A 20,646-nucleotide genomic window follows, 5' to 3' on the forward strand; every position below is an offset into this window, starting at 1 on the left:
GCTCCTTTCAAAAGCAGACTTTGACACCTGCACTATGGCGCATTGCGACGCCGGTTGAAGCAGGAGCCATCCACCCCATCAGCTTTGAGCCCAAAGCAGAAGTGTAAATGGATCTATTGCCCGAAATGCTTTGTGGCTATCAAAACAAGTTGTCCCCGTCTGACATCCGCTATCATGTAAAAGTTTCGACACAATCAAATAGTTGATTTTGTTTCGCATCTTTGGCCAAGTACTAGTTGGAACCATAGAGGGAACGACAATGAAGAATTTATTGACGCCCACCGCTTTACTACTTGGGGCCCTGACTGTTGCAGCATGTGACGACACTGGCAACTCGACTGCGTCATCGGACCTGACACCAGCTCAGCAAGCATGTTTGCGGGATGTAGCCAACACGACGAACAATGCGCAAGTCGTTGTGCTCTCATCCGCGTTTAGCGAAGCTGGAACACAAGTCACTGTCGGTGTTGGTGAGGATCGTGCTCCTTGGAATTGCATTGCTTACACTGATGGCGCGACAGCTGGTATCGAGTTCCTGGGCGACGAAGGCGCGCTGTGAGCAGTCTGCGGCGTAGCCGAAATCGGCTGCGCAGCACCGGCTTGCTCTGCTGAGGCTCGACTTGGTTTGTAGAATAACCATCATCGTATTCTCGATCCTGTACCTGTTGGCGTTGATTGCGTTCTTGACGGGTACATTTGGCTGGTTGGGACAAGAAAGAGACCCTTTGTCCGGGGTGTTCCTATTGCCGTTGGGACTGCCTTGGATACTTGTAGCGGACTCGGTCTCAGAGTCAGCCAAACCGTGGTTTGCGGCGATTACACCGGTGCTCAACCTGTTAGCGCTGGTTTTGATTTGCAGATGGGCACGCGGATTGCGCCAGAAGTGAAGGCGGAACTCTGTCTCACCAAAAGGGAGGGAAACATGGGAAAAGTGATCTTGGGTATTGTGATCGGGCTCGTCTTAGGCGTGGTTGGGGCGATGACCTTGGGTGGCGGGGCCGCGATGGGTGTCGGCGTTGCGACAGGTTTGTCCGCCGGTGTCTGCTCCACATTGAAAGGAGCGCAAGCCGAGAACCTGATCACCGCAGAGCAAGCGGATCAGATCCTCAACCGCGTAAATTCCGAAATGGCATCACTGCAAGGAATTGAAACGACGGGCGAGATCGTCGGCAGCGCACAGGCATGCGATGAGTTTCTGTCAAAGTTACAAGAAGCGTAGTGAAGTTCCGCTTTGTACGGAACAGAACTGTAAGAACAAGCTAACAGGGAACCATCTGATGAAACCCTTATTAATCAAACTCTTCACACCCATGTTCGCAATCGCGGGCACAGCTGCTTTTGCAATGTCTGAAGCAGACGACGCTTGTATCGACCATTTGCGGCAGGTTGGTGGACCAGACGGTCAATCCGGAACGATTGAAAGCTCTCAGTTCTCGGAAGCTGGTACGCTCGTCATGCTGCGAGACGCAGGCGGAACACTTTGGCGCTGCATCGCGTACAAGGATGGAAGCATCGGCGAGATGTCGGTTGTCGAGGCGATGGATGATGGAGGAGGAGCCATGGCAGGCGCAGCCGGGTCTACTGGTAGCCAACGTGTCAAATTTGATTCTGGTTCAACTGGCGCAGAACTCGTCGGTGAACTCGCGCCCGGAGCGTCGCAGCAATACGTTCTGGGTGCCAAAAACGAACAGTTCCTTTACGTTCGCGTTGCTCCGCGAAATGGCTCCTTGGACTACGTTATTCGCAACCCCGATGGATCTGAACTGTTGGGATTGATGTCGGCGGACAAGGAGTATCGAGGACAGCTTTGGCAATCCGGTGATCATGTTGTGGAGGTTATCAATCGCAGCAACTCTTCTGTCGACTACAACGTCATTTTCGGAATTGAATAGGTGATCAATCAGAAACCCTGGAACGCAAGTCCAAAAAAGCGAGGGAAAAACAGATGAAACCCAAGGTCCTATTGGTGATCGGCACAATGTGCATTTCGGCGCTTGCAGCATGCGACGAGAGTGACGGATCGGTGGATGCAAGTGCACCAACTGTGGGCAGCGCTAGCGATCTTTCGTCATTTGAAGGGGCAAGAGCGGGCCAAGCTGAAATGGGCATCCAAAGTCTCGGATTTGAACTCATCCGAAGCGAAGGTCTGACCTCGTACTGGTTTAACAAGGATACTGGTGCATGTGCTCGGATTACGACGTCTGAGGGAAGGTACTCAGAAGTAGCTATGCTGCCATCAGGTGACTGCTGACAAATTTCCATCAATCCCAAATCTTGAAGAAGGAGCTCAAACTTGCATTTCGACCTGGCACACGCGGCGGTCATCGTAGTCGCCTTGATCATCACTAACCTGGCATTGAAATCGGCTGGCGTGATCAACGAAGAAAACAAGCACCAATGGAATTGGAAAGTTTTTCTAGCCTACTTCGTGGTCGTCGTTATCATCAATCTGGTGTGGCCTATTTAAAGTTCCACAGCGGAAAGCTAACTGCCCACTTGATATGGTCGTCGTGAATTAGCCTTTCCGAGAGACTATCAGGTCGCAAAGGTTTGGGCATCAGAGGTTCAAGAATAGAAAGGAGTTGGCATGCGGTTTTTTGCGTCCCTCATATTCATTGGTTTTCTCGCAACCGCTGCGAACTCTGACGTGACCAGTCGAAATGGCGGTCCAACCAACAGTCAAATGCTTTCAAAGGGGGGTGACGGAGGCGTTGATGGTGTCGCTTTCTTTCGCCCAGTCTTGAGCGGAGTATTGTATCGCTCTGGTTTCAAGGGCGGCGACAAGGATCGAACTGGCCTGAGTGAAGGTCAACGCGAAACTCTGTGCAATGAAGGGTTTTCAACCGGGTTTTATGCCGACTTTGGCAAAAACACCGAATACGGTCGCACCAGTTGTGGAAACGGATCCTTTGACTATCAAAGTGCCAGATCCTCCCGACCCGGTGCTGTTATGGCTTCCATACACGAAGTGATTGAAAACCCTGGAAAAGGCCCTGTCCTGGTGCACTGCATGTGGGGCGTTCATTCCTCGGGGGCATTGTCGGCAATGGCGCTCGTTCAGTTTTGCGGTTGGACGGAAGAAAGGGCCAAGGAATATTGGAATGATGCCCGAAACGGGGCGCCTTGTTCGGGCGGGTGTGACCAGTGGATTGATTCAAAATTCTCCAATTTCAGTGTCGACCCAAAGTTGAAAATCTCCGCCGAACAACAGGCAGCGATTTGCCCTAAATGATACCAGGAGGACTATCCAAATGAAGTTCAATCTTCTGGGGTCACTTGCTTTCATTACACCCACTGTCTTGTGGGCGAGCGACGATGTTCTCGGTGAAGCCACGACATTTGATAGTCCCAATGGTGTTACGGAACGCTGCATTCGGATCGAAAAAGTTCCAACGGGCGAGTATCGAAAAAGCGATCTTGAGGAAGAAACGGCCTATTGCGAGATCGATTTCTATGCCTCTGAAATTGCCATTTGCCCAAAAACCTGGAGCACCAGCCCAGGAATGGCCGTCTACGATATTTCGGAAGGACCTTACGTGGGGAACCGTTCTGAATTCGAGAGAAACGCTTGCAAGGAGGGGAAGGCGGCAAAAGATCTGGCCAAGGACAGGGTGGCTAAATTCAAGTCAACCATGAACCAAAAAGGCACCAGTGGAACTTTTTCCACGTCTTCACTGCTTTACTATCATTTCTCCAGATATTTCGACGCGACTGTAAAAGTTCCAGTCGCCGTTTGGCGTAGCATGGACGCCCAGGCGCATTTTTCCGAGGTCGCCGAGCCTGGCCTTGCGATTTCTGGTGGCTCTCATGGCGGGCGCATGAACCACGAAGGCTGGCGGGTCTTCGCAGCTGCGGATGCTGACCCGAACTCATACCAGCCAACCGACGATCTGTTCACCGCAGATCGAACGCAAATATACGGTGTGCTGCTTGATAGCCCTGGGCATCGATACGGCTCGGAAATCAACGGCACCCGTAAATCTGGTTGGGGGAAAGGTCAGAACCGCGATTTTCAGGAAACTCCTGCTTTCTTGGCTTTGCGTTCTTCAAAACCCTTGCCAGAGGCCATTATTGAGGGCGTCAGGGAAGGTCGAAGAGACCGGATGATCAACAAGGATCTCGGCCCCGATGTCAGCGACCAACAGATGGCATTTTGGATGCAAGAACTTACCGAGATTGTTCTCCTCGATTTCATCTTTAGCCAGCAGGACCGCGTAGGAAACATAGACTTCACACCCTATTGGTATTGGGTCGAAGACGGAAAACTGAAGCAGAAGAAAGCCAAGCACCATGAGCCAAACGATGGAGACGTTCCCGCCGACGCGTTATTGATCCGTCGCAGCAATCTAAACGACAACGATGCCGGCGGGCGTGTCGAGTATGCCAACTTCGCGAAATCTACTCAAATGCTGGAGAAAATTCGCCACTTCTCTCCAAGCACGTACCGGCGCTTGGTTACATTGAATAGTGACCTTCAAACCCAAGGCCCGGTCTATGACTGGCTATCGCAAAGCTTTGGGTTATCAGACAGTCAGATTGCACAAGTTGTCAAAAATACTGCGCTGGCAACGTCCATCCTCCAGAGCAATTGTTCAAATGGCGATTTGATGTTCGACTTGGATCCTGTCGTATTCTTTTTGAGAAACGGCACCGAGGTAGAGGCTGTGGACTGTTATGAACCGTAGGTGTTCTGCTCTTATTGCGGTGTTCATTTGGACCGCTCTGCTCGCCTGCAAAGCGGCGGCATTGGATGTCATCGTCATATCGGATCTGAATGGAAGCTATGGTTCTGTAAAATACGATGCCCGCGTCGACAAGGCGATTGAGCGGATAGTCGAGATTGATCCCGATTTGGTTATTTCGACCGGAGATATGGTTGCGGGACAGCGCATTCCCAACTTGTCCGACAAACAGGTCAGGGAAATGTGGAAGGCGTTTCATGAGGCGGTATCAGATCCTTTAGCGGCTGCCGGAATTCCGTTTGCGGTCACGCCTGGAAACCATGACGCCTCCGCTTACCGAGGGTTCGAGCGCGAAAGAAAAATATACGCAGAAGAATGGGAACCAAGAAAACCAGACGTCGACTTCCTGGTTTCGGATGACTACCCGTTCTTCTACGCGTTTGAGATGCAGGGCGTAACGTTTGCATCTTTGGATGCTACGACCTTAGGGCCGCTATCCGGTGATCAACAGGACCGACTTGTGGAACTGGGTGCAAATGGAGACCCGATTGTGACTTTCAGTCATCTTCCGCTTTGGCCCTTCGCGATCCAGCGCGAACGCGAAATCATTGGTGACTCAACACTTGAGAAAATCTACCTGGAAAGCGGTGTCGTTCTGCACCTGTCAGGCCACCATCATGCCTTCTATCCCGGTTGGAAAGACGGTGTGGCCTACGTCTCTCAAGCTTGTTTGGGAGGTGGTCCGCGTCGGCTTATTGGCGATAGCGCCAGATCGCCTCACAGCTTCACTCATGTTAAGTTCCAGCCGAACGGAGAGTTTGGGATAGCAGTTTATCGAGGGCCTGATTTCGAAAGGTCGGTAAACTTCAAGTCGCTCCCGAAAGAGATCAGATCTCCGAATGCTGTTTTGAAACGATTAGACCTTGTGAAATGACTAGAGGTTGAGTTTCAGTTCGACTTTTTCTGGGACCAGATCGTTTACCATCTCTTCTATCCGGGCTTCTGAAAGTCCTCCCGAGGTGATGAAAAGCAATGAAACGCGAGATTTTCCGGGGACGTGGTGTTTTCTGACCAACTTCCAGCCAGCGTCTGCGGCCATGGCTTCAATGTCTCCGCTGACTTTCAATGAGTGTTCTTCATCTGAAGCCTTGAGCGAAACTTCCACGCCCTTGTTTCGCCCTCCGAGCCAAATGAAGCACCAACACACAATCGCCACCAGTGTGGCCATCAGCGGTAAGCCCAAACCGACGGCAAGACCAAGAACCGTTACGATTATCATTTCGACTGTATCGACCGGATCATCCAGATTGGAGCGGAACCTGAGCAACGCACCGATGCCAAAAACAACGAAACCAATCATTGACCCGTGCTGGACTACCAGGAACCCCACAGCCATTCCAATTAGCGCGTAAAGAAAGAACAGTCTGGGCATAACCAGATCGCTGACACTTCGGCGTGCTTTACGTCGTACGGGATGATAAACAATCAAAGCGGTCAAAATGATCGTTACAATGACGTCTAGCGTGAAGAAGTAGAGTTCCTGCTTACCGCGGAACTGAGTCCAGCCTCGTTCAATCACTATCTCTGACTCGGACGTTCCCGCAAGCAAGGAAGCAGGGTCGATCTGAGAATAGCTAACACTAGGTAAAAGCACCGCCAAAAGCACCGATGCAATCGAAAACAGCTTACTCAAAAGTCTTTCCCTCCCGCTGTACCGTCGAATAGTGCTGCGAAGTGAGTAACTTGACGCAATCGCTCCAGACCTCGCGATGAAGCCGCACTCCCATAGACTAACTCAACCTTATGAATTTAGTTCCGGTAAAGTCTTGCGGGGTCAAACATCATACTTCCGCTAAATACTGTGTTAGGTTGGACAACATCGAATTTTGATAGAGTATGAAGTAACTCCGCTCGAACGCAGATTTAACTCGAATGAACCAGCCAAATGATCGGCACAAACGAAGAGTAGCGAAGGTAATTTGCGCAAGCCTTGCTGTGGTCGCCAACAATTTGGCGTTAACCAGCCCAGTGAGAGCGCAGACTGATATGTTGGAACTTATTGAGTCTTACAAAGTGGCAGACAAATCAGAGGGCTTTTCTGAGCCATCCGGATTGTCGCTTTCCAGTGTTCATGGATTCTTGTGGGCAGTAAGCGATGACGCATCGAAGCTGCACCTTCTGGGAGTAGATGGAGAGTTAAAGAGTTCGTTCAAACTTCCAGAACATCTGGGCACAGACTTGGAAGGTGTCGCTGGAAGAAAGGATGGGTCTGTATTGCTGTTACAAGAAACTGACCGATCTATCGTAACGGTCCAACCTACGGACCCAATCAAAGTCAATTCTACTCCACTTTCTTCACTCAGGGGCTACGGCAAAGTTGCTGAAATGCTTGCTGAGAACCCTTTGAACAAGGGACCGGAAGGGATCACTGTAGATCAAGACTCTGGGCAAGTATTTGTAGTCATTGAGGGCCAACCAAGGCTGCTGCTCGTCATTTCCTCGGAAATTGATGAGATTATTGGAGTAGTTCCATTAACGGCTGAGGCTGGTTTCGTTTCGTCACGCGCCGACGATGACGAACTAGACATCAGCGGGATCGCCTGGTCTGGCAAGACCAGAACTTTATGGATACTCAGCGATGAAGGGCGCCGAATATTCGTTTTTGATCCTGAAGTTCTGACGGTCAGAACTATCGACTTAATTTACTCCAAAAAGGATGAAGTAATGGAAGTGAAGAATCCTGAGGGGATAGCTTTGGATGAAAGTGGTGGGGTTCTTTACATCTTGACCGATGATGGCAAAAAGTCACGCCTATACGCATTTGTTTTACCGCAGGTTTGATTGCGGTAAGAAGCTTGCACTGGCTTGTCGCATTCAATTGCAGAAAAATGAAATGGCCGCTTTGTCCGCATAGCAGACTTTGAGCGGTTTTCACCAAATGACAGGTCTGCGACACAAAGCAGACTTTCAATCGAAAAAATTGAAAGTCCACTTCTTGGTTCTAGCGCACGCATTAACTGAGGTGATGCACATCTTGAAGGCCGTAGACCGGCGTCGGGATACCCTCCATCCGGGCCTTTATTTGCAGCGACAGGAATTGTGAATAATGCCGGGACTGATGCAGGTTTCCACCATGCATCCAAAGGTTTGGAACCTGTGTCGGCTTCCACATATTGCGTTGCTCGCCCTCCCAAGGCCCCGGGTCCTTGGTTGTGTCAGAGCCCAGACCCCAGCATTTCCCAAGCCGATCTGCCATATCCTGACCCATCAGGTCCGCGACCCAGCCGTTCATAGAATTATACCCCGTCGCATAGACCACCAGATCGGCATCCAGATGCGTGCCGTCATCAAGGATAACTCCGGTTTCATCAAGCGCGGTGACCTGACCCCGTTTCAGCTTGATCTCGCCATCAATGATCAACTGGCTGGCCCCTATATCGATGTAGTAGCCCGATCCGCGACGCAGGTATTTCATAAACAGCCCGCTGTCATCATCGCCCCAATCCAGCCAGAACCCGGCCTTTTCCAACCCGTCATAGAACTCTTTGTCCTGTTCTTTCATCGCGGCATAGGCTGGAATCTGGAATTCATGAAGAATGCGATAGGGCAGCGAAGCAAAGATTAGATCGGCCTTTTCGGTCGTCATGCCAGACTGCACCGCACGTTCAGAATAGAGATCGCCCAGTCCGATTTCCATGAGGGTGTCAGAGCGGACAATATGGGTTGAGGACCGCTGCACCATTGTCACGTCGGCATCGTTTTCCCAAAGCGCCGCGCAGATGTCGTGGGCCGAGTTGTTGGACCCCACCACAACGACCTTTTTACCAGCCCATTTGTCGGGACCTTCATGTTCCGACGAATGCACCTGTTCGCCTTTGAAAACATCCATTCCTGGAAAATCAGGCATGCGTTTCTTGCCGGACATCCCCGTCGCCATGATCAGTTGCTTGGGCCGCAGTACAACCTCTTCGCCGTCCCGGTCCACCGTGATGGTCCATTCGCCCGTACTTTCATCGAACGTTGCGGATTTGGCCGCCGTGCGGGTCCAATAGTTCAGTTCCATCACCTTGGTGTACATCTCAAGCCAGTCACCGATCTTGTCCTTGGGCGAGAAGACGGGCCAGTTTTCCGGGAACTTGATATAGGGCAGATGGTCGTACCAAACCGGGTCGTGCAGGCAGAGGGATTTGTAGCGATTGCGCCAACTGTCGCCGGGCCGGTCATTCCGTTCGACGATGATCGTCGGTACACCCAGCTGACGCAGCCGCGCGCCCATAGCGATCCCGCCCTGACCACCGCCGATGATGACGCAGTAGGGCTGTGTTTCGTAACCCAGTTCAGCCTCTTCCTGCGCCCGCTCTTCTGCCCATGTGGTCCTGTGTTTACCCGCACCGTGCTTGGCCCCAAGTGGGCGGTTGAACCCTTTGGGCTCTTCATGACCTTTCAGCTCGACCATCGTGGTCAGCAAGGTCCATATCTTGCCATCCTTGAGGCGGATCAACCCGTAGCCGCGTGCCACTTCGGTTTCGAACTCGATCCATGCGGTGGTTATTCCGCCGTCTTCAGTTGGAACTTCACCTTCGGCTATTTTCCAACCACTCGGCTTGGTTGTGGCCAACTGATGCGCGAGCATATCTGCTAACTGCGCCTTGCCCTCGACCGTTTTAATATTCCAGGTAAAGCTTACCAGATCGCGCCAATAGCAATCGTCCTGGAACATATCGCAGGCGGCATCGATATCGCCTTGGGACAAAGCCGCACCGAAGTCATCCAGAAACCCCTGAACCTGATCCGAGAGTGTTGTGTCGAGCATGTCATCCTCCCTATCTCCACGGAGCAGAAGGCTGGCAAATCCGCGACCCTTCGGGCAAGCGGATTTGGCGCATCAACACTTGGTTCGGTCCAAATACGCCAATGCTTGTTGCGCGCGCAACAAGGGCGCAACACGGGTACATATGCGTTTAAGCGGGCGGTCTAAGCCCGGCTTTTCGCATACGGCGCAGGATCGTCGATCGGTTCACACCAAGGCGCCTTGCCAGTTGGGACATGTTCCAATCGCAAGCACGCAGAAGTGCTTCCAGATCATCTGAGTCCTGCTTTTGCGTAGGGGCGAGCGCCGGGGCGGGCAAATCCGTTAAGTCGATGATGTTGTCCTGACACAGGGCGACCGAACTTTGCAGCAGGTGTTCCAGTTCACGAATATTGCCGCGCCACAATCGTGATTTCAGGTCGGCGCGGGCAGCGGTCGAGAGGCGAATATCATGGCTGGCAAACCGTCGGAGCAGACGATCAATCAGCCAATCCAGATCCGCACGGTGGCGCAAAGGCGGCAAAGACAATGTGGCCCCCGCAATCCGGTGCAGAAGATCTTCACGAAGACCGCCCTGCAATCCTGCCGGGGGTTGCCGACATGACGCGATGATCCGCAGATCAGCCCGCCGCTCAAGCACTGCCAAAAGAGAGGCCTCTGCAGGCTCGCTCAGGTCTTCAACGCCGCGCAGAAACAGTGTGCCGGGTTCGATAGCACGGCAGAAATTGAATGTCGGAGTGTCGCAACAGATCACGGTGTGGAAATCCTGTGTCGCAGGATCGGCCATATGGATAGCGCGCGCCAGTTTAGTTTTGCCTGTCCCGCTTTCGCCGGTCAGCAAAAGCGGCAGATTGGTCGGCGCAAGACGGGCCGCTTTGTTCAAAAGTTGCTGAAGGCCCGCATCCGGCCCTGCAAAACTACCAAGGGCACCAGGCAGAACCTTTTCCCGTTTGCGCAGAGCTGCCGTCATCTGCGGCGTCTGTGGAGCAACGGCATGACCATAGAGCGCGCGCCCATCCTTGAGGTGTAGAACGCGGTCTTCGGACGGTCTGCCGCGCATGAACTCGGGCATGTCATCAACACTGATTTCAAGCCAGTCCTGCAATTGCGACCCGATCAGGTGACCCGAACCGTCCGGGTCCAGCGCACGTCGGGCCCCCGAGGTCATACCGATGATCTTGCCGCCTCCGTCCACAGCGACCGCCGCTTCGGGATCGACCTCAAGAAATTCAGGGCTGGCTGAAAAGCGCAGGACCCAATCACGCCGCGTCGATGCCATCAGGTTTGCCATCTCGACGCGACGGGCGGAGTTCGTCACCAATGTCATGGCCAGATTTTGCGACGCCTTTGGTGAGGGTCCACGCAGCAATGACACATCCAGAACAGCCGCAAGAGCACCTTTGGTGTCAAAAATAGGCGCTGCCGTACAAGACAGTGGCGTATGCGTGATCGAAAAATGATCTCCCTGATGGATCGTCACTGGCTGACCTGTAACAATGCACGACCCCACTCCGTTCGTTCCTGCCAACTCTTCCGTCCACTTGAAGCCCAGATGAAGACCCGCAATTCTGAGCTCGTCCTCAAAGTTCCGGTCGCCAAAGAAATCGACGCAGACGCCATCTGCATCCGCAAGCAGTAGGACGTAGTTCTGCCCTGCCACCTGCGCAAACAGCGATTGCAGCCCCGAACGCGCGGTTGCGATCAGACGTTCGGATTGTTCCAGGTGTTCTCTGAATTTGGTTTCAGACAAAATGTGCGCGGGTTCCTGCCGTGAGGGATCCATACCATAGGTTTCAACACAGCGCTGCCAGCTATCCGCGACAAGTCGGTCCCGCCCCGTATCGAACCCGCTTAAGACACGGTCAATCTCTTTTGAGTGCTGGCGATCCAACAGCTTCCCGTCCTACAAATCCTTCCTAAAAATAGCATTAGTCCGGCTTCGCGCCTATGTTCAAATTTCGTCCGGCAAGTGTTTGGCGCTTTGCCTTGTCAAGCTGACCTGCCTTGAAAGCGCAGCATTGGACCCTTTGGGCTCTGGGCGGAAGATGGACGCGAGATTTCGAATGTCTGCTTGGGAGCGGCGAGTGGGTGATCCCACCCGCCTAAGTCGTTAAAGATCGATACGTTCGGCAATACAAAGGCGTCTTCAAGTTCGATGCCAAGGTAACGGACTGAACTGTCTACCTGGCTGTGTCCTAGTAGAAGTTGAGCGGCACGTAGATTTCCAGTCTTTCTGAATATCAAAGCCACCTTGGTGCGCCTAAGCGAATGCGTACCATAGCTGGACGGATCGAGACCAATCGCAGACCCAACTCCCGGAAGTGCCTGTTGTATTGCCGGGTCGAAAGATGCGGCAAAGCAGGCGTAAGACTTGGAAAAAGATACTGTTGTCACGCATGCCCGGCGAAGAGACCCATTGCGACACGACTTCACGTCTATTCTTTGTCATTTCGAATTGCACCGGTTTCGCAGTTTTGCTTTGAACAACGGACGCCCGATCGCGAACAGTATTGGCGACGGAGAGGTCGTTAACCACCAGGCGGACGAGATCGCTCCCGCGCAACTTGCTATCGATGGCAAGTTTAAACACAGCGAGGTCTCTCAGCTTGTTTGCGAGTTCGAGCCGGGTACGAATGGCCCAAACCTGCTTTGGCTGCAATGGCCGCTTCTGTCCGACTAGTCTGCGTTTATTCCAGGGCGGACGACGCGTTGTGACGACGGGGAGTAGAGTTTTGGACATCTTAAGTCTCCGTCCATTCCCTTCCGTCCCCAACATCGACACAGTGCCGACAGCTGCAGTCCAATTGCTGCTCGCTTGCCTTCAGTACAGGAGAGTTCTCAGGTTTTCGGAACTGCCACCGCCGATCTTCTTAACCATCAAATCAGCTGCCTGCCGAAACGGGTCGGTGCATTCATCGAGATTGAACCTCAGCGGGCCAACACCATGATGGAGACTGCCCGCAACGTGGATATGACCAACGACATAGCTGGTCTGGAAGAACGTGCATTCTCGTTCTACGAACTGGCTGACAAGTTAATGCCCAACGAGACCCACGCAGCCCTGGCCGAAGCGGTGTACCAACACCAAGCTGGGCGTGATGGACGGAAGGTGATGGTTGGCGGCACACCTGTATCACTTGAAGTTGCTGCGAAGCAGCAGATCATACGTTTCATCTGACTTTAGCAACAGCGGACCTGAGTATCTTGCATGGGGGGACGTCACTCAAAATTGGCAGGATATCCAAAAACATTGACCGGATTTCAATAGTTAAGTCACTCCGCAAGGCATTACCTAAGAGCTAGCTCGGAATACCGAAACAACCGTAAGATACTTAAGTGATGTATTGACGAAAACTCTTGCTGGCTCCGCTCTAATCATCGCACTGTTGTTCATGCTGTGGCTACACGTCTACTTGCCCATGTGTGTGGCAAGCAACAGGCATCGCAACCCGTTGCTGTGGCTTTTGATCTGCATATTTTTCGCACCGATTTTCGCAATCATCGGGATATTCTTGTTACAGAAAATCTCACCTAAAATCGACGCGAAAGACACGAATAATGCCTCACCAAGATGAAAACGACCTCGGATGGAACCACGCCGTGAACCGCCCCAAGACAAAGTGGGAAGCACGGGCTGATGGGGCAGTCGCCGCAACAAAGCTGACAATACTGGGCGTGATCGTTCTCGCAGCTATCATTGCTATGCTTGCCTAGTGTTTCGCTCTGCTTAGAGAGAAATAAACGAAGCCATCAAGTGTTAGAGAAATGAAGAAAACTGAGGTCGGACGTAAATTCCCTTTCAAGCCAGCTGACAAACAAAGGGGCTTCTGCACAGGCAATGGATACACATTAAGGCAAGCGAACGACTGCTAAGGCTGCAGTAGCGGCGGGTCGACACGCAGACTCGGTCGCTGAGCAGTCCATACGTGAACAACATCACTGAACGCAAAATCGAAAGCCGCCATAGTCAACAATGTAACGAGTTAGCGTTCATGGTGTGTTTCGAACGCGAGATCGGTTTCTCCTCCCTGAGATAGGGGCGCGCTTTGTTTCCAGCGCGCCCCGTCTTTTTTGGAACGATGTCACGCTTACCGACCCAACTCGTGCTTGCGTAGAAGCCGCACGGTACGACTTTGTCAAACGCTCTCACCGTCCTACAATTTGGGTGTGAACAAACGAAGCGAATGGCCATGCTGGAAGACAAGCGCAAAGATCTTGACTCGGAAAAACAGAAACAACTCCTCCGGAAGCTGGTTGAAGATCTGAGCAAACAACAGATCGACCTCTACTATCAGCCCGCAAGCGAAATCGCAGCGTTTCTTGAGAAACAGATCGAAAGCGGTAAGTCTCTGCTGGCCGAAGACAGGGCGCTTCTACGTCGGCTGAGCCGCCGCGATATCGAAGTGCTTCTCAGTCTACACTGATAGATTTGCCAAAATTTTCTGCTAGAGAAAGTGGTGGGCGACCCTGGAATCGAACCAGGCGTGCGTCTCCGCGAGGGAGTTACAGTCCCCTGCCACACCTTGCGGCCTGTCGCCCACTGTCAGGCGTTGCACCTAACGTGGAGGCGTGATTACTAGCGCACCAAAGGAGCGTCAACAGGAAAATACCGCTTTGACGCAGGAAATCGAACGCCCGGCCCGGAGGCCAATAAAATGAAGAAACCCAAGTGGGTCGTGGAAAAGGAACAGGCGCGCAAAGCAGCCGCTTCGGAAACGGTTTGGCTGTTTGGTCTGCACGCTGTGCGCGATGCGCTGATGAACCCGAAACGGCAGAAATTGCGCCTGATTGTGACCCGAAATGCCCGTGACAAACTGGCGGAAGCCATTGATTTTGCTGGGATCGAGGCCGAGATGGTCGATCCACGGAAGTTCAACGCTCCGATTGATCAGGGATCAGTCCATCAGGGTGCCGCCCTTGAGGTCAAGCCGCTGGAATGGGGCGGGTTGGCAGAAAACTGCATAGGGCGCGAACACCCTCGAGTGATTTTACTGGATCGGGTGACAGACCCGCACAATGTCGGGGCGATTCTGCGCTCGGCCGAAGTGTTGGGCGCCAGCGCTGTGATCGGGACTCGGCACCATTCCGCGCCTGAGACTGGGGCGCTGGCCAAAACCGCAAGCGGCGCTTTGGAGCGTCAGCCTTATTTGCGGGTCCGCAATCTGGCCGAAGCGATTGTCGAGTTGCAGGGCATGGGCTTTCTGGTGCTAGGTCTCGATGGAGAGGCCGAGGATACGATCGAGGCTGCCATAGGGGATCAACGTGATCGTCCGGTGGCGCTGGTTCTGGGTGCAGAAGGCCCCGGATTGCGGCAAAAGACCAAGGAAACCGTGGACAAACTGGTGAAAATTGACGCAGCCGGTGGTTTTGGATCTTTGAACGTCTCAAACGCGGCGGCGATTGCCCTATATGCCTCACGGTACACAGGATAGGAGCGCGTCATTTCTGGCCCATCGAAAATTGCCACCTGCTGTTATTGCGGGACCCGAGCGGCGCTTGTCCTGAAGGGAAAGCAGCGGCACGAGTTGAGCTGTTCCAGCTGCGGCGCACCGTTGCATGACCTCAAGATGCTACCCAAGCGCAAGGTGACCGAAAGCGCACCTAGGAAACATGCGGTATCCCATACCGCCCAGCCGAAATCAAAACGGAAGAAAAAGAAGAAAACGCTGTTTTCGCGCGTGATGGATGAGGCCTGGGATGTGATCGAGGATATCTTCGACTGATCCTCGTGCTTCGGGGTGATCACAACCGCGTCATCTGGGGTGTCTCACAGCGCAAAACGTTGCAGATTGAGACGCTGAGTCCATGATTCCGTTATACCTATGCCAATCCGCCACGCTCTCATTGGCGCGCTGAGCGCCACTCTTCTCGCTTCTGCCGCTATTGCGCAGCCCATGCCCGTGTATTTCGCGCCCGAGGGGGCTGCGATGGCGGGATACGACCCAGTATCCTATTTTCAGGGTGACGTTCCCGTACAGGGCCGCCCCGAGATTTCAGTGACGTGGAAGGGAGCCGAATGGCATTTCGCCTCTCTCGAAAATCGCGCGTTATTTGAGGCGAATCCGCGCGCCTTTGCCCCTCAATTCGGGGGGTATTGTTCCTATGCGATGGCACAGGGCATCCTCAAGGGAACCGATCCGGGGGCCTGGCAGGTGGTAGATGGGCGCCTATACTTGACGTTTTCGCCTGAAATTGAGCGGAAATGGCGTGAGGATCAGTTGGAATACATCCATCAGGCCGAAGGGAACTGGCCTGAGATTCTGTACCGGGAATAGGCGATCCTCCGCCGTTTGTGAAAAGTCATCACAAAAATGAGCGCGCCCTCTTTTTTTTAACCAAAACATGCCTAAATGTCACAGTGACCGCGGAACGGAACTGCCGCGGGTCATTTCACTGTCCCTCGTTCCAACAACTGGCGCCCAAGGTTTCTTGGGCGCTTTTTTCTTTTTCAGCCGTCGCATAGGGTAGCGGCATGGCTGACTATTCTGATGAGTTCCTGAGATCCATTCTGAAGCGCACCAAGACCGTTGCCGTGGTCGGGGTGTCCATGAACGAGGTGCGGCCGAGTTTCTACGTGGCCCGCTATCTGTCGCTGAAAGGCTTTACCGTGATCCCGGTTAATCCCGGCCATGCGGGAAAGCAACTTTTCGGTCAAACCGTGCGCGCCAGCCTGTCAGAAATTACGAAAGATATTGATATGGTGGATATCTTTCGCCGCTCTGAGGCCGTGCCTCCGATCGTGGATGAGGCGCTGGAGGTATTCCCATCCCTGCGCACCATCTGGATGCAAATCGGTGTTGAACACGCAGAGGCTGCCGCCAAGGCTGAGGCGCGCGGCGTGGATGTGGTGATGAATCGCTGCCCCAAAATCGAATATCAGCGCCTGTTTGGAGAGCTGCGCATGGGCGGCTTTAGCACTGGTATCATTTCATCCAAGCTATAGCGTTACTGCGCCTGGTAGGGTTTGAGGCGGGCCACCTGCTCTTGCCTGCGCTTTTCCAGAACAACCTCGCGCGGGACCCAGTCATATCTTGTGTCTTCCTGCAGCGGAGACCAGAAAAGAACCCCGCCATAACGCCACGGGTCCAAAACCACGCCGTCATAGAGCGACTCGCCCCGCGCGCTGATGATGGCTGTGCTGTGATCGATTCGCAGCGGATTGTCAGCGTTGGCGATGGCGCGATGCATGTCCAGCGTTTGGAAGTTCTCTTGCTTCAACCGCCGCTCGATATCTTCGGCCCAGTGCCAGCATAATCCACGCGGGCGCAAGCCTTTGTTGACCTTGGCATTGTGGATCAATGGGGGGTCGGTGATCTCGTATTCCTGCACCAGCTGCGCGGTGTAGGAATATGCAATGCGGGCGGCCCGGTTGGCCTCAGCCGGATCAATATCGGGACCCAGGCTTTGGATTTCCGAGGCAAGACGCTGCACCTCATCTCCGGTAGACGGTGGCGGGGCCGCACAGGCGCCCAAAGTCACGAGGGCCAGAACGCAGGCCAAAGCTCTGATCATTGTGATGTCCCTCGACCGATAGACCGTGAAACATGATCATAGAACCGCTTTGGCGCGGACGGAAGACTGAGCTTAACTTTTTGGGCGTGCGGCCTTTTCGGCGATACCGCTAAGGCCCTGACGCCGCGCTAGCTCCTCCAGCACATCGTCCAGCGCAACGTTGCGCGCGGCCAGCATGACCAAAAGGTGATACAGCACGTCGGCGGCCTCGGCCGTTAGCCCGTCCTTGTCGTTCTTGACGGCTTCGATGATGGCCTCAACAGCCTCCTCGCCGAATTTCTCAGCGCATTTTTCTGGGCCCTTGGCCAGCAGCTTTGCTGTCCAGCTGCTCTCCGGGTCCGCCCCTTTGCGCGCCTCGATTGTGGCGGCCAGATCGTGCAGGATGCTCATGTCAGCCTCATCGGGATACCGGCGGCGGCCATGTGTTCCTTGGCCTCGCGGATGGTGTATTCACCAAAATGGAAGATCGAGGCGGCCAGTACAGCGCTCGCCCCGCCCTCGGTGACGCCTTCGACCAGATGGTCCAGATTGCCAACCCCGCCCGAGGCGATCACCGGCACATCCACCGCGTCGCTGATTGCGCGGGTCAGCGGCAGGTTGAACCCTGACTTGGTTCCGTCCCGATCCATCGAGGTCAGCAGGATCTCTCCGGCGCCTTTGGCGACCACGGTTTTTGCGAACTCGACCGCGTCGATGCCGGTGGGCTTGCGGCCACCATGGGTGAATATCTCCCATTTTCCGGGGCTGACGGTTTTGGCGTCGATCGCGCAGACGATGCACTGGCTGCCGAACTGGTCTGCCGCCTCGGCAATGACATCCGGGTCGGCGACAGCGGCCGAGTTGAAGCTGACCTTGTCCGCCCCGGCCAGCAGCAGGGCGCGCACGTCATCCTTGGTACGCACGCCACCACCCACGGTCAGAGGAACAAAGCACTGTTCAGCCGTGCGCTGAACTACATCGAACATGGTACCGCGGTTCTCATGCGTTGCATGAATGTCCAGAAAACAGATCTCATCCGCGCCGGCGGCGTCATAGGCCTTGGCCGATTCCACAGGGTCGCCTGCATCGCGCAGACCCACGAAATTCACACCTTTGACCACGCGGCCATCGGCGACATCCAGACAGGGAATGATACGGGTTTTCAGCATGCGCTTTCCTTTGTTGCCCGAACCCTTACCGGCAAAGCCCCGCCGATGCCAGACTTGTGATTGTCACCCCTCTCAAACCTGTGAAAACTGTCCCCAAATTCATCAGGAGATCAATAAGATGCGAAACCTTATTCTGACCACTACCTTCGTTTTTGCAGGAGCAGTTGCCGCAATGGCTGACGATATCATCAAAGTAGAAACCACAAAATCTGTGCCCGAGGCGCTGGACGCACTCGAAGCCGTTGTGGGCAACGCAGGCGCGACCGTCTTTGCGCGCATCGACCACGCAGCCGGGGCCGAAAAGGTCGGCACGCCGATTCCGCCCAACCAGGTGCTGATCTTCGGTAACCCGGCGCTTGGGACGCCTGCGATGCAGATCGACCCGCGTGCAGGCCTGTTCCTGCCGCTAAAAGTGCAGGCCTATGAGGATGCGAACGGGCAGGTCTGGCTGGCCTATGAAGACCCAAAAGAGACGATGGATGAACTTGACGAGGTCGAAAACTCTGCCGTGATTGAGAAAATGCGCGGCGCGTTGAAGAAACTGACCTCGGCTGCCGCGCAGTAAGGCGTTTAGCTCAGGGCGCGAATGGCGTCGACCAGGTCAATCGCGCCATCATACAATGCCCGGCCCGAGATCGCGCCGTTCAGCTCAACTCCGCAATCGCGCAGGGCGATCAAATCGCCCAATGAGCTGACGCCACCCGAGGCAATGACCGGGATGGAGACGGCTTGGGCCAGCGCGGCTGTGGCTTCGATATTCGGACCCTGCATCGCGCCGTCGCGGTTGATGTCGGTATAGATGATTGCCGCAACGCCAGCGTCCTCAAAACTGCGGGCCAGATCAGTGACCTGCACGTCCGTTTCCTCCGCCCAGCCTTTGGTTGCGACCATGCCGTTGCGAGCGTCGATGCCAACTGCGACCTTACCGGGGAAGGCTTTTGCGGCCTCACGCACCAGATCGGGGTTTTCGACCGCAACTGTGCCTAGAATAACCCGCGCCAAACCCTTTTCGATCCAAGTCTCGATCGTGGCCATGTCGCGGATGCCACCACCCAATTGGGCGGGCACGTTGCAGGCCTTCAGGATCGCTTCGACCGGAGCGGCGTTGACGGGTTCGCCCGCGAAGGCGCCATTCAGGTCGACAAGGTGCAGCCACTCACATCCTGCATCAACAAAGGCACGGGCCTGCGCGGCCGGGTCCTCGTTGAAAACGGTGGCTTTGTCCATTTCTCCGCGCAGCAGGCGAACAGCGTTGCCGTCTTTCAGGTCGATGGCGGGATACAGGATCATGTCGGGCGGCCTTATCTGAATGTTACACGGGCGGCGTATCGCACAAGCGGGTTAGCGACGCAAAGTCAATCTTGCCCGAAGCCCGACACCGGGCCAGAGTGAACCCAAATCAGGGAGGTTATCATGAAGAAACTTGCACTTTCGATTGCTTTTGCATCGCTGGCCACAGGCGCGATGGCGGCAGATCCGGCGGATGGGCTGTGGAAAACACAACCCGGCGACACAGGTGGGTATCTGCACGTGTCGATCAGCGAATGCGGCAGCGCAATTTGCGGCACTATCGACAGCGCCTTTGATGGCAATGGCGATCAGATTCTGGACTATGAAAACCTGGGCAAACAGATCATCTGGGACATGGTCGCAGAAGGCAGCGGCAGCTATAACAACGGCAAGATCTGGGCCCCGGATCGCGACAAGACCTACAACTCCAAAATGACGCTGGACAGCCAGAACCAGCTGACGGTCAAAGGATGTGTCGCAGGCGGATTGGTCTGCCGGGGGCAGACCTGGACCCGTATTCAGTAACGCCCTAGGGCGCCCAAGTCAGGAAGTTGCCGATCATGCGCAAGCCAACATCCTGGCTTTTCTCGGGGTGAAATTGCATCCCAAGCATCGTGTCGCGGCCAATCACGGCCGTGACGTCCTGCCCATAGTCCACATAAGCCAGCCTTTGCGCCGGATCCTTGACACGGAAATGGTAGGAGTGGACGAAATAGACATGATCGCCGGATTTCACACCATTAAACACCGGGTGATCGCTATCCAAAACCAGATCGTTCCAGCCCATATGCGGCACCTTGAGCGAAGCGTCCGAAGGCTCGATCCGCAGCACGTCCCCAGCGACCCAATTCAGACCATCGGTTTCGGTATATTCATGGCCTTTTGAGGCCATCAACTGCATCCCGACGCAGATACCGAGGAAGGGGCGACCTTTCTGTTCGACCGCCTCAACCATCGCGTCATAGATGCCCTTGTGGCCACGCAGCTCGGCGGCGCAGGCCGGGAACGCTCCGTCTCCGGGTAGCACCAGCCGGTCCGCGCGCGCGACGACATCCGCGTCCGAGGTCACAACGACCTTACCCGCGTTCAGTTTTTTCGCCATACGCTGAAAGGCTTTTTCAGCCGAGTGCAGGTTGCCGCTCTCGTAGTCGATGATCGCGGTGAGCATTTGAGTCCTTTCTGTGCGCAACTTGTCCGAAAACCG

26 protein-coding genes and 1 tRNA gene are annotated in these 20,646 nt (G+C 54.4%); 18 read left to right on the forward strand and 9 right to left on the reverse strand.

The features are described from left to right. The first annotated feature begins 259 nt into the window (after positions 1–259). From ACR0I8_RS15765 to ACR0I8_RS15795, 7 genes are all read left to right on the forward strand, one after another. A complete protein-coding gene (locus tag ACR0I8_RS15765) occupies positions 260–559 on the forward strand; it encodes a hypothetical protein (protein WP_170691820.1) in 300 nt (99 codons plus the stop codon). A gap of 363 nt (positions 560–922) precedes the next feature. Next, a complete protein-coding gene (locus tag ACR0I8_RS15770) occupies positions 923–1,219 on the forward strand; it encodes a hypothetical protein (protein ID WP_170691818.1) in 297 nt (98 codons plus the stop codon). A gap of 58 nt (positions 1,220–1,277) precedes the next feature. After that, on the forward strand, positions 1,278–1,892 hold the full coding sequence (locus ACR0I8_RS15775) for a hypothetical protein (RefSeq protein WP_170691816.1): 615 nt from the start codon (positions 1,278–1,280) through the stop codon (positions 1,890–1,892). A 401-nt stretch (positions 1,893–2,293) separates the two neighbouring features. Then, positions 2,294–2,467 (forward strand): hypothetical protein, encoded by a 174-nt coding sequence (locus tag ACR0I8_RS15780; protein WP_170355752.1) that lies wholly within the window; start codon positions 2,294–2,296, stop codon positions 2,465–2,467. A gap of 120 nt (positions 2,468–2,587) precedes the next feature. Beyond that, the gene (locus tag ACR0I8_RS15785; protein ID WP_170691814.1) at positions 2,588–3,232 is read left to right on the forward strand and encodes a protein-tyrosine phosphatase family protein; all 645 of its coding nucleotides are present in this window, start codon (positions 2,588–2,590) and stop codon (positions 3,230–3,232) included. A 19-nt stretch (positions 3,233–3,251) separates the two neighbouring features. Next, a complete protein-coding gene (locus ACR0I8_RS15790) occupies positions 3,252–4,685 on the forward strand; it encodes a hypothetical protein (protein ID WP_170691812.1) in 1,434 nt (477 codons plus the stop codon). A gap of 61 nt (positions 4,686–4,746) precedes the next feature. After that, positions 4,747–5,616, forward strand: a complete 870-nt coding sequence (locus tag ACR0I8_RS15795) for a metallophosphoesterase (protein ID WP_170691810.1) — start codon at positions 4,747–4,749, stop codon at positions 5,614–5,616. Here the strand turns inward: ACR0I8_RS15795 and ACR0I8_RS15800 are convergent, their stop codons facing one another. After that, positions 5,617–6,375, reverse strand: a complete 759-nt coding sequence (locus tag ACR0I8_RS15800; protein WP_170691808.1) for a DUF4956 domain-containing protein — start codon at positions 6,373–6,375, stop codon at positions 5,617–5,619. A gap of 353 nt (positions 6,376–6,728) precedes the next feature. Here ACR0I8_RS15800 and ACR0I8_RS15805 point away from each other — a divergent pair, with 353 nt between their 5' ends. Further along, entirely contained in the window at positions 6,729–7,523 is a 795-nt protein-coding gene (locus tag ACR0I8_RS15805) for an SdiA-regulated domain-containing protein (RefSeq protein ID WP_170691806.1), read from the forward strand. Between the two features lie 172 nt (positions 7,524–7,695). Here the strand turns inward: ACR0I8_RS15805 and ACR0I8_RS15810 are convergent, their stop codons facing one another. After that, positions 7,696–9,495, reverse strand: coding sequence for an NAD(P)/FAD-dependent oxidoreductase (locus tag ACR0I8_RS15810; RefSeq protein ID WP_170691804.1), 1,800 nt, complete (start codon positions 9,493–9,495; stop codon positions 7,696–7,698). 148 nt (positions 9,496–9,643) lie between these two features. Further along, positions 9,644–11,383 carry a sigma-54-dependent Fis family transcriptional regulator gene (locus ACR0I8_RS15815; RefSeq protein ID WP_480703374.1) on the reverse strand — a complete coding sequence of 580 codons (1,740 nt, stop codon included), beginning with the start codon at positions 11,381–11,383 and terminating at the stop codon, positions 9,644–9,646. A 480-nt stretch (positions 11,384–11,863) separates the two neighbouring features. On the opposite strand from ACR0I8_RS15815, the gene ACR0I8_RS15820 reads away from it, so the two are divergent. The 4 genes from ACR0I8_RS15820 to ACR0I8_RS15835 all read left to right on the forward strand — a co-directional run bounded on the left by ACR0I8_RS15820 (position 11,864) and on the right by ACR0I8_RS15835 (position 13,916). After that, positions 11,864–12,172: a hypothetical protein gene (locus ACR0I8_RS15820; protein ID WP_170691802.1), complete on the forward strand. Its 309-nt coding sequence runs from the start codon at positions 11,864–11,866 to the stop codon at positions 12,170–12,172. 135 nt (positions 12,173–12,307) lie between these two features. Then, positions 12,308–12,670: a hypothetical protein gene (locus tag ACR0I8_RS15825; protein ID WP_170691800.1), complete on the forward strand. Its 363-nt coding sequence runs from the start codon at positions 12,308–12,310 to the stop codon at positions 12,668–12,670. Positions 12,671–13,050: 380 nt separating this feature from the next. Then, positions 13,051–13,206 carry a hypothetical protein gene (locus ACR0I8_RS15830; RefSeq protein WP_170374939.1) on the forward strand — a complete coding sequence of 52 codons (156 nt, stop codon included), beginning with the start codon at positions 13,051–13,053 and terminating at the stop codon, positions 13,204–13,206. A 476-nt stretch (positions 13,207–13,682) separates the two neighbouring features. Then, positions 13,683–13,916 (forward strand): hypothetical protein, encoded by a 234-nt coding sequence (locus tag ACR0I8_RS15835; protein ID WP_170691799.1) that lies wholly within the window; start codon positions 13,683–13,685, stop codon positions 13,914–13,916. A 31-nt stretch (positions 13,917–13,947) separates the two neighbouring features. On the opposite strand, the gene ACR0I8_RS15840 is transcribed toward ACR0I8_RS15835, so the two are convergent. After that, positions 13,948–14,031 (reverse strand) — tRNA-Tyr (locus ACR0I8_RS15840). A 116-nt stretch (positions 14,032–14,147) separates the two neighbouring features. Between ACR0I8_RS15840 and rlmB the strand changes: the two genes are divergently transcribed. The 4 genes from rlmB to ACR0I8_RS15860 all read left to right on the forward strand — a co-directional run bounded on the left by rlmB (position 14,148) and on the right by ACR0I8_RS15860 (position 16,435). Further along, a complete protein-coding gene (gene rlmB / locus ACR0I8_RS15845) occupies positions 14,148–14,924 on the forward strand; it encodes a 23S rRNA (guanosine(2251)-2'-O)-methyltransferase RlmB (protein WP_170691798.1) in 777 nt (258 codons plus the stop codon). Positions 14,925–14,933: 9 nt separating this feature from the next. Then, positions 14,934–15,215, forward strand: a complete 282-nt coding sequence (locus tag ACR0I8_RS15850; RefSeq protein WP_170664947.1) for a hypothetical protein — start codon at positions 14,934–14,936, stop codon at positions 15,213–15,215. A gap of 99 nt (positions 15,216–15,314) precedes the next feature. Further along, positions 15,315–15,767: a YHS domain-containing (seleno)protein gene (locus tag ACR0I8_RS15855; RefSeq protein WP_170480236.1), complete on the forward strand. Its 453-nt coding sequence runs from the start codon at positions 15,315–15,317 to the stop codon at positions 15,765–15,767. A gap of 197 nt (positions 15,768–15,964) precedes the next feature. Beyond that, entirely contained in the window at positions 15,965–16,435 is a 471-nt protein-coding gene (locus ACR0I8_RS15860; protein ID WP_170691796.1) for a CoA-binding protein, read from the forward strand. Positions 16,436–16,437: 2 nt separating this feature from the next. On the opposite strand, the gene ACR0I8_RS15865 is transcribed toward ACR0I8_RS15860, so the two are convergent. The 3 genes from ACR0I8_RS15865 to hisF form a co-directional block, all read right to left on the reverse strand. Continuing rightward, positions 16,438–17,004, reverse strand: coding sequence for a hypothetical protein (locus ACR0I8_RS15865; protein WP_170374931.1), 567 nt, complete (start codon positions 17,002–17,004; stop codon positions 16,438–16,440). A 72-nt stretch (positions 17,005–17,076) separates the two neighbouring features. Beyond that, positions 17,077–17,394 (reverse strand): phosphoribosyl-ATP diphosphatase, encoded by a 318-nt coding sequence (locus tag ACR0I8_RS15870; protein WP_170691794.1) that lies wholly within the window; start codon positions 17,392–17,394, stop codon positions 17,077–17,079. Beyond that, positions 17,391–18,152: an imidazole glycerol phosphate synthase subunit HisF gene (hisF, locus tag ACR0I8_RS15875; protein ID WP_170374927.1), complete on the reverse strand. Its 762-nt coding sequence runs from the start codon at positions 18,150–18,152 to the stop codon at positions 17,391–17,393. Before hisF ends, ACR0I8_RS15870 begins: the two co-directional genes overlap by 4 nt. Positions 18,153–18,270: 118 nt before the next feature. On the opposite strand from hisF, the gene ACR0I8_RS15880 reads away from it, so the two are divergent. Continuing rightward, a complete protein-coding gene (locus ACR0I8_RS15880; protein WP_480703378.1) occupies positions 18,271–18,717 on the forward strand; it encodes a DUF302 domain-containing protein in 447 nt (148 codons plus the stop codon). Positions 18,718–18,722: 5 nt separating this feature from the next. Here ACR0I8_RS15880 and hisA read toward each other — a convergent pair whose 3' ends face one another. Then, a complete protein-coding gene (hisA, locus tag ACR0I8_RS15885) occupies positions 18,723–19,442 on the reverse strand; it encodes a 1-(5-phosphoribosyl)-5-[(5-phosphoribosylamino)methylideneamino]imidazole-4-carboxamide isomerase (protein ID WP_170691791.1) in 720 nt (239 codons plus the stop codon). 123 nt (positions 19,443–19,565) lie between these two features. Between hisA and ACR0I8_RS15890 the strand changes: the two genes are divergently transcribed. Beyond that, entirely contained in the window at positions 19,566–19,967 is a 402-nt protein-coding gene (locus ACR0I8_RS15890) for a DUF2147 domain-containing protein (protein ID WP_170468068.1), read from the forward strand. 4 nt (positions 19,968–19,971) lie between these two features. Here ACR0I8_RS15890 and hisH read toward each other — a convergent pair whose 3' ends face one another. After that, positions 19,972–20,610: an imidazole glycerol phosphate synthase subunit HisH gene (hisH, locus tag ACR0I8_RS15895; protein WP_170691789.1), complete on the reverse strand. Its 639-nt coding sequence runs from the start codon at positions 20,608–20,610 to the stop codon at positions 19,972–19,974. Positions 20,611–20,646: the final 36 nt, after the last annotated feature.

It is taken from the genome of Ruegeria sp. BG9, from assembly GCF_056538305.1.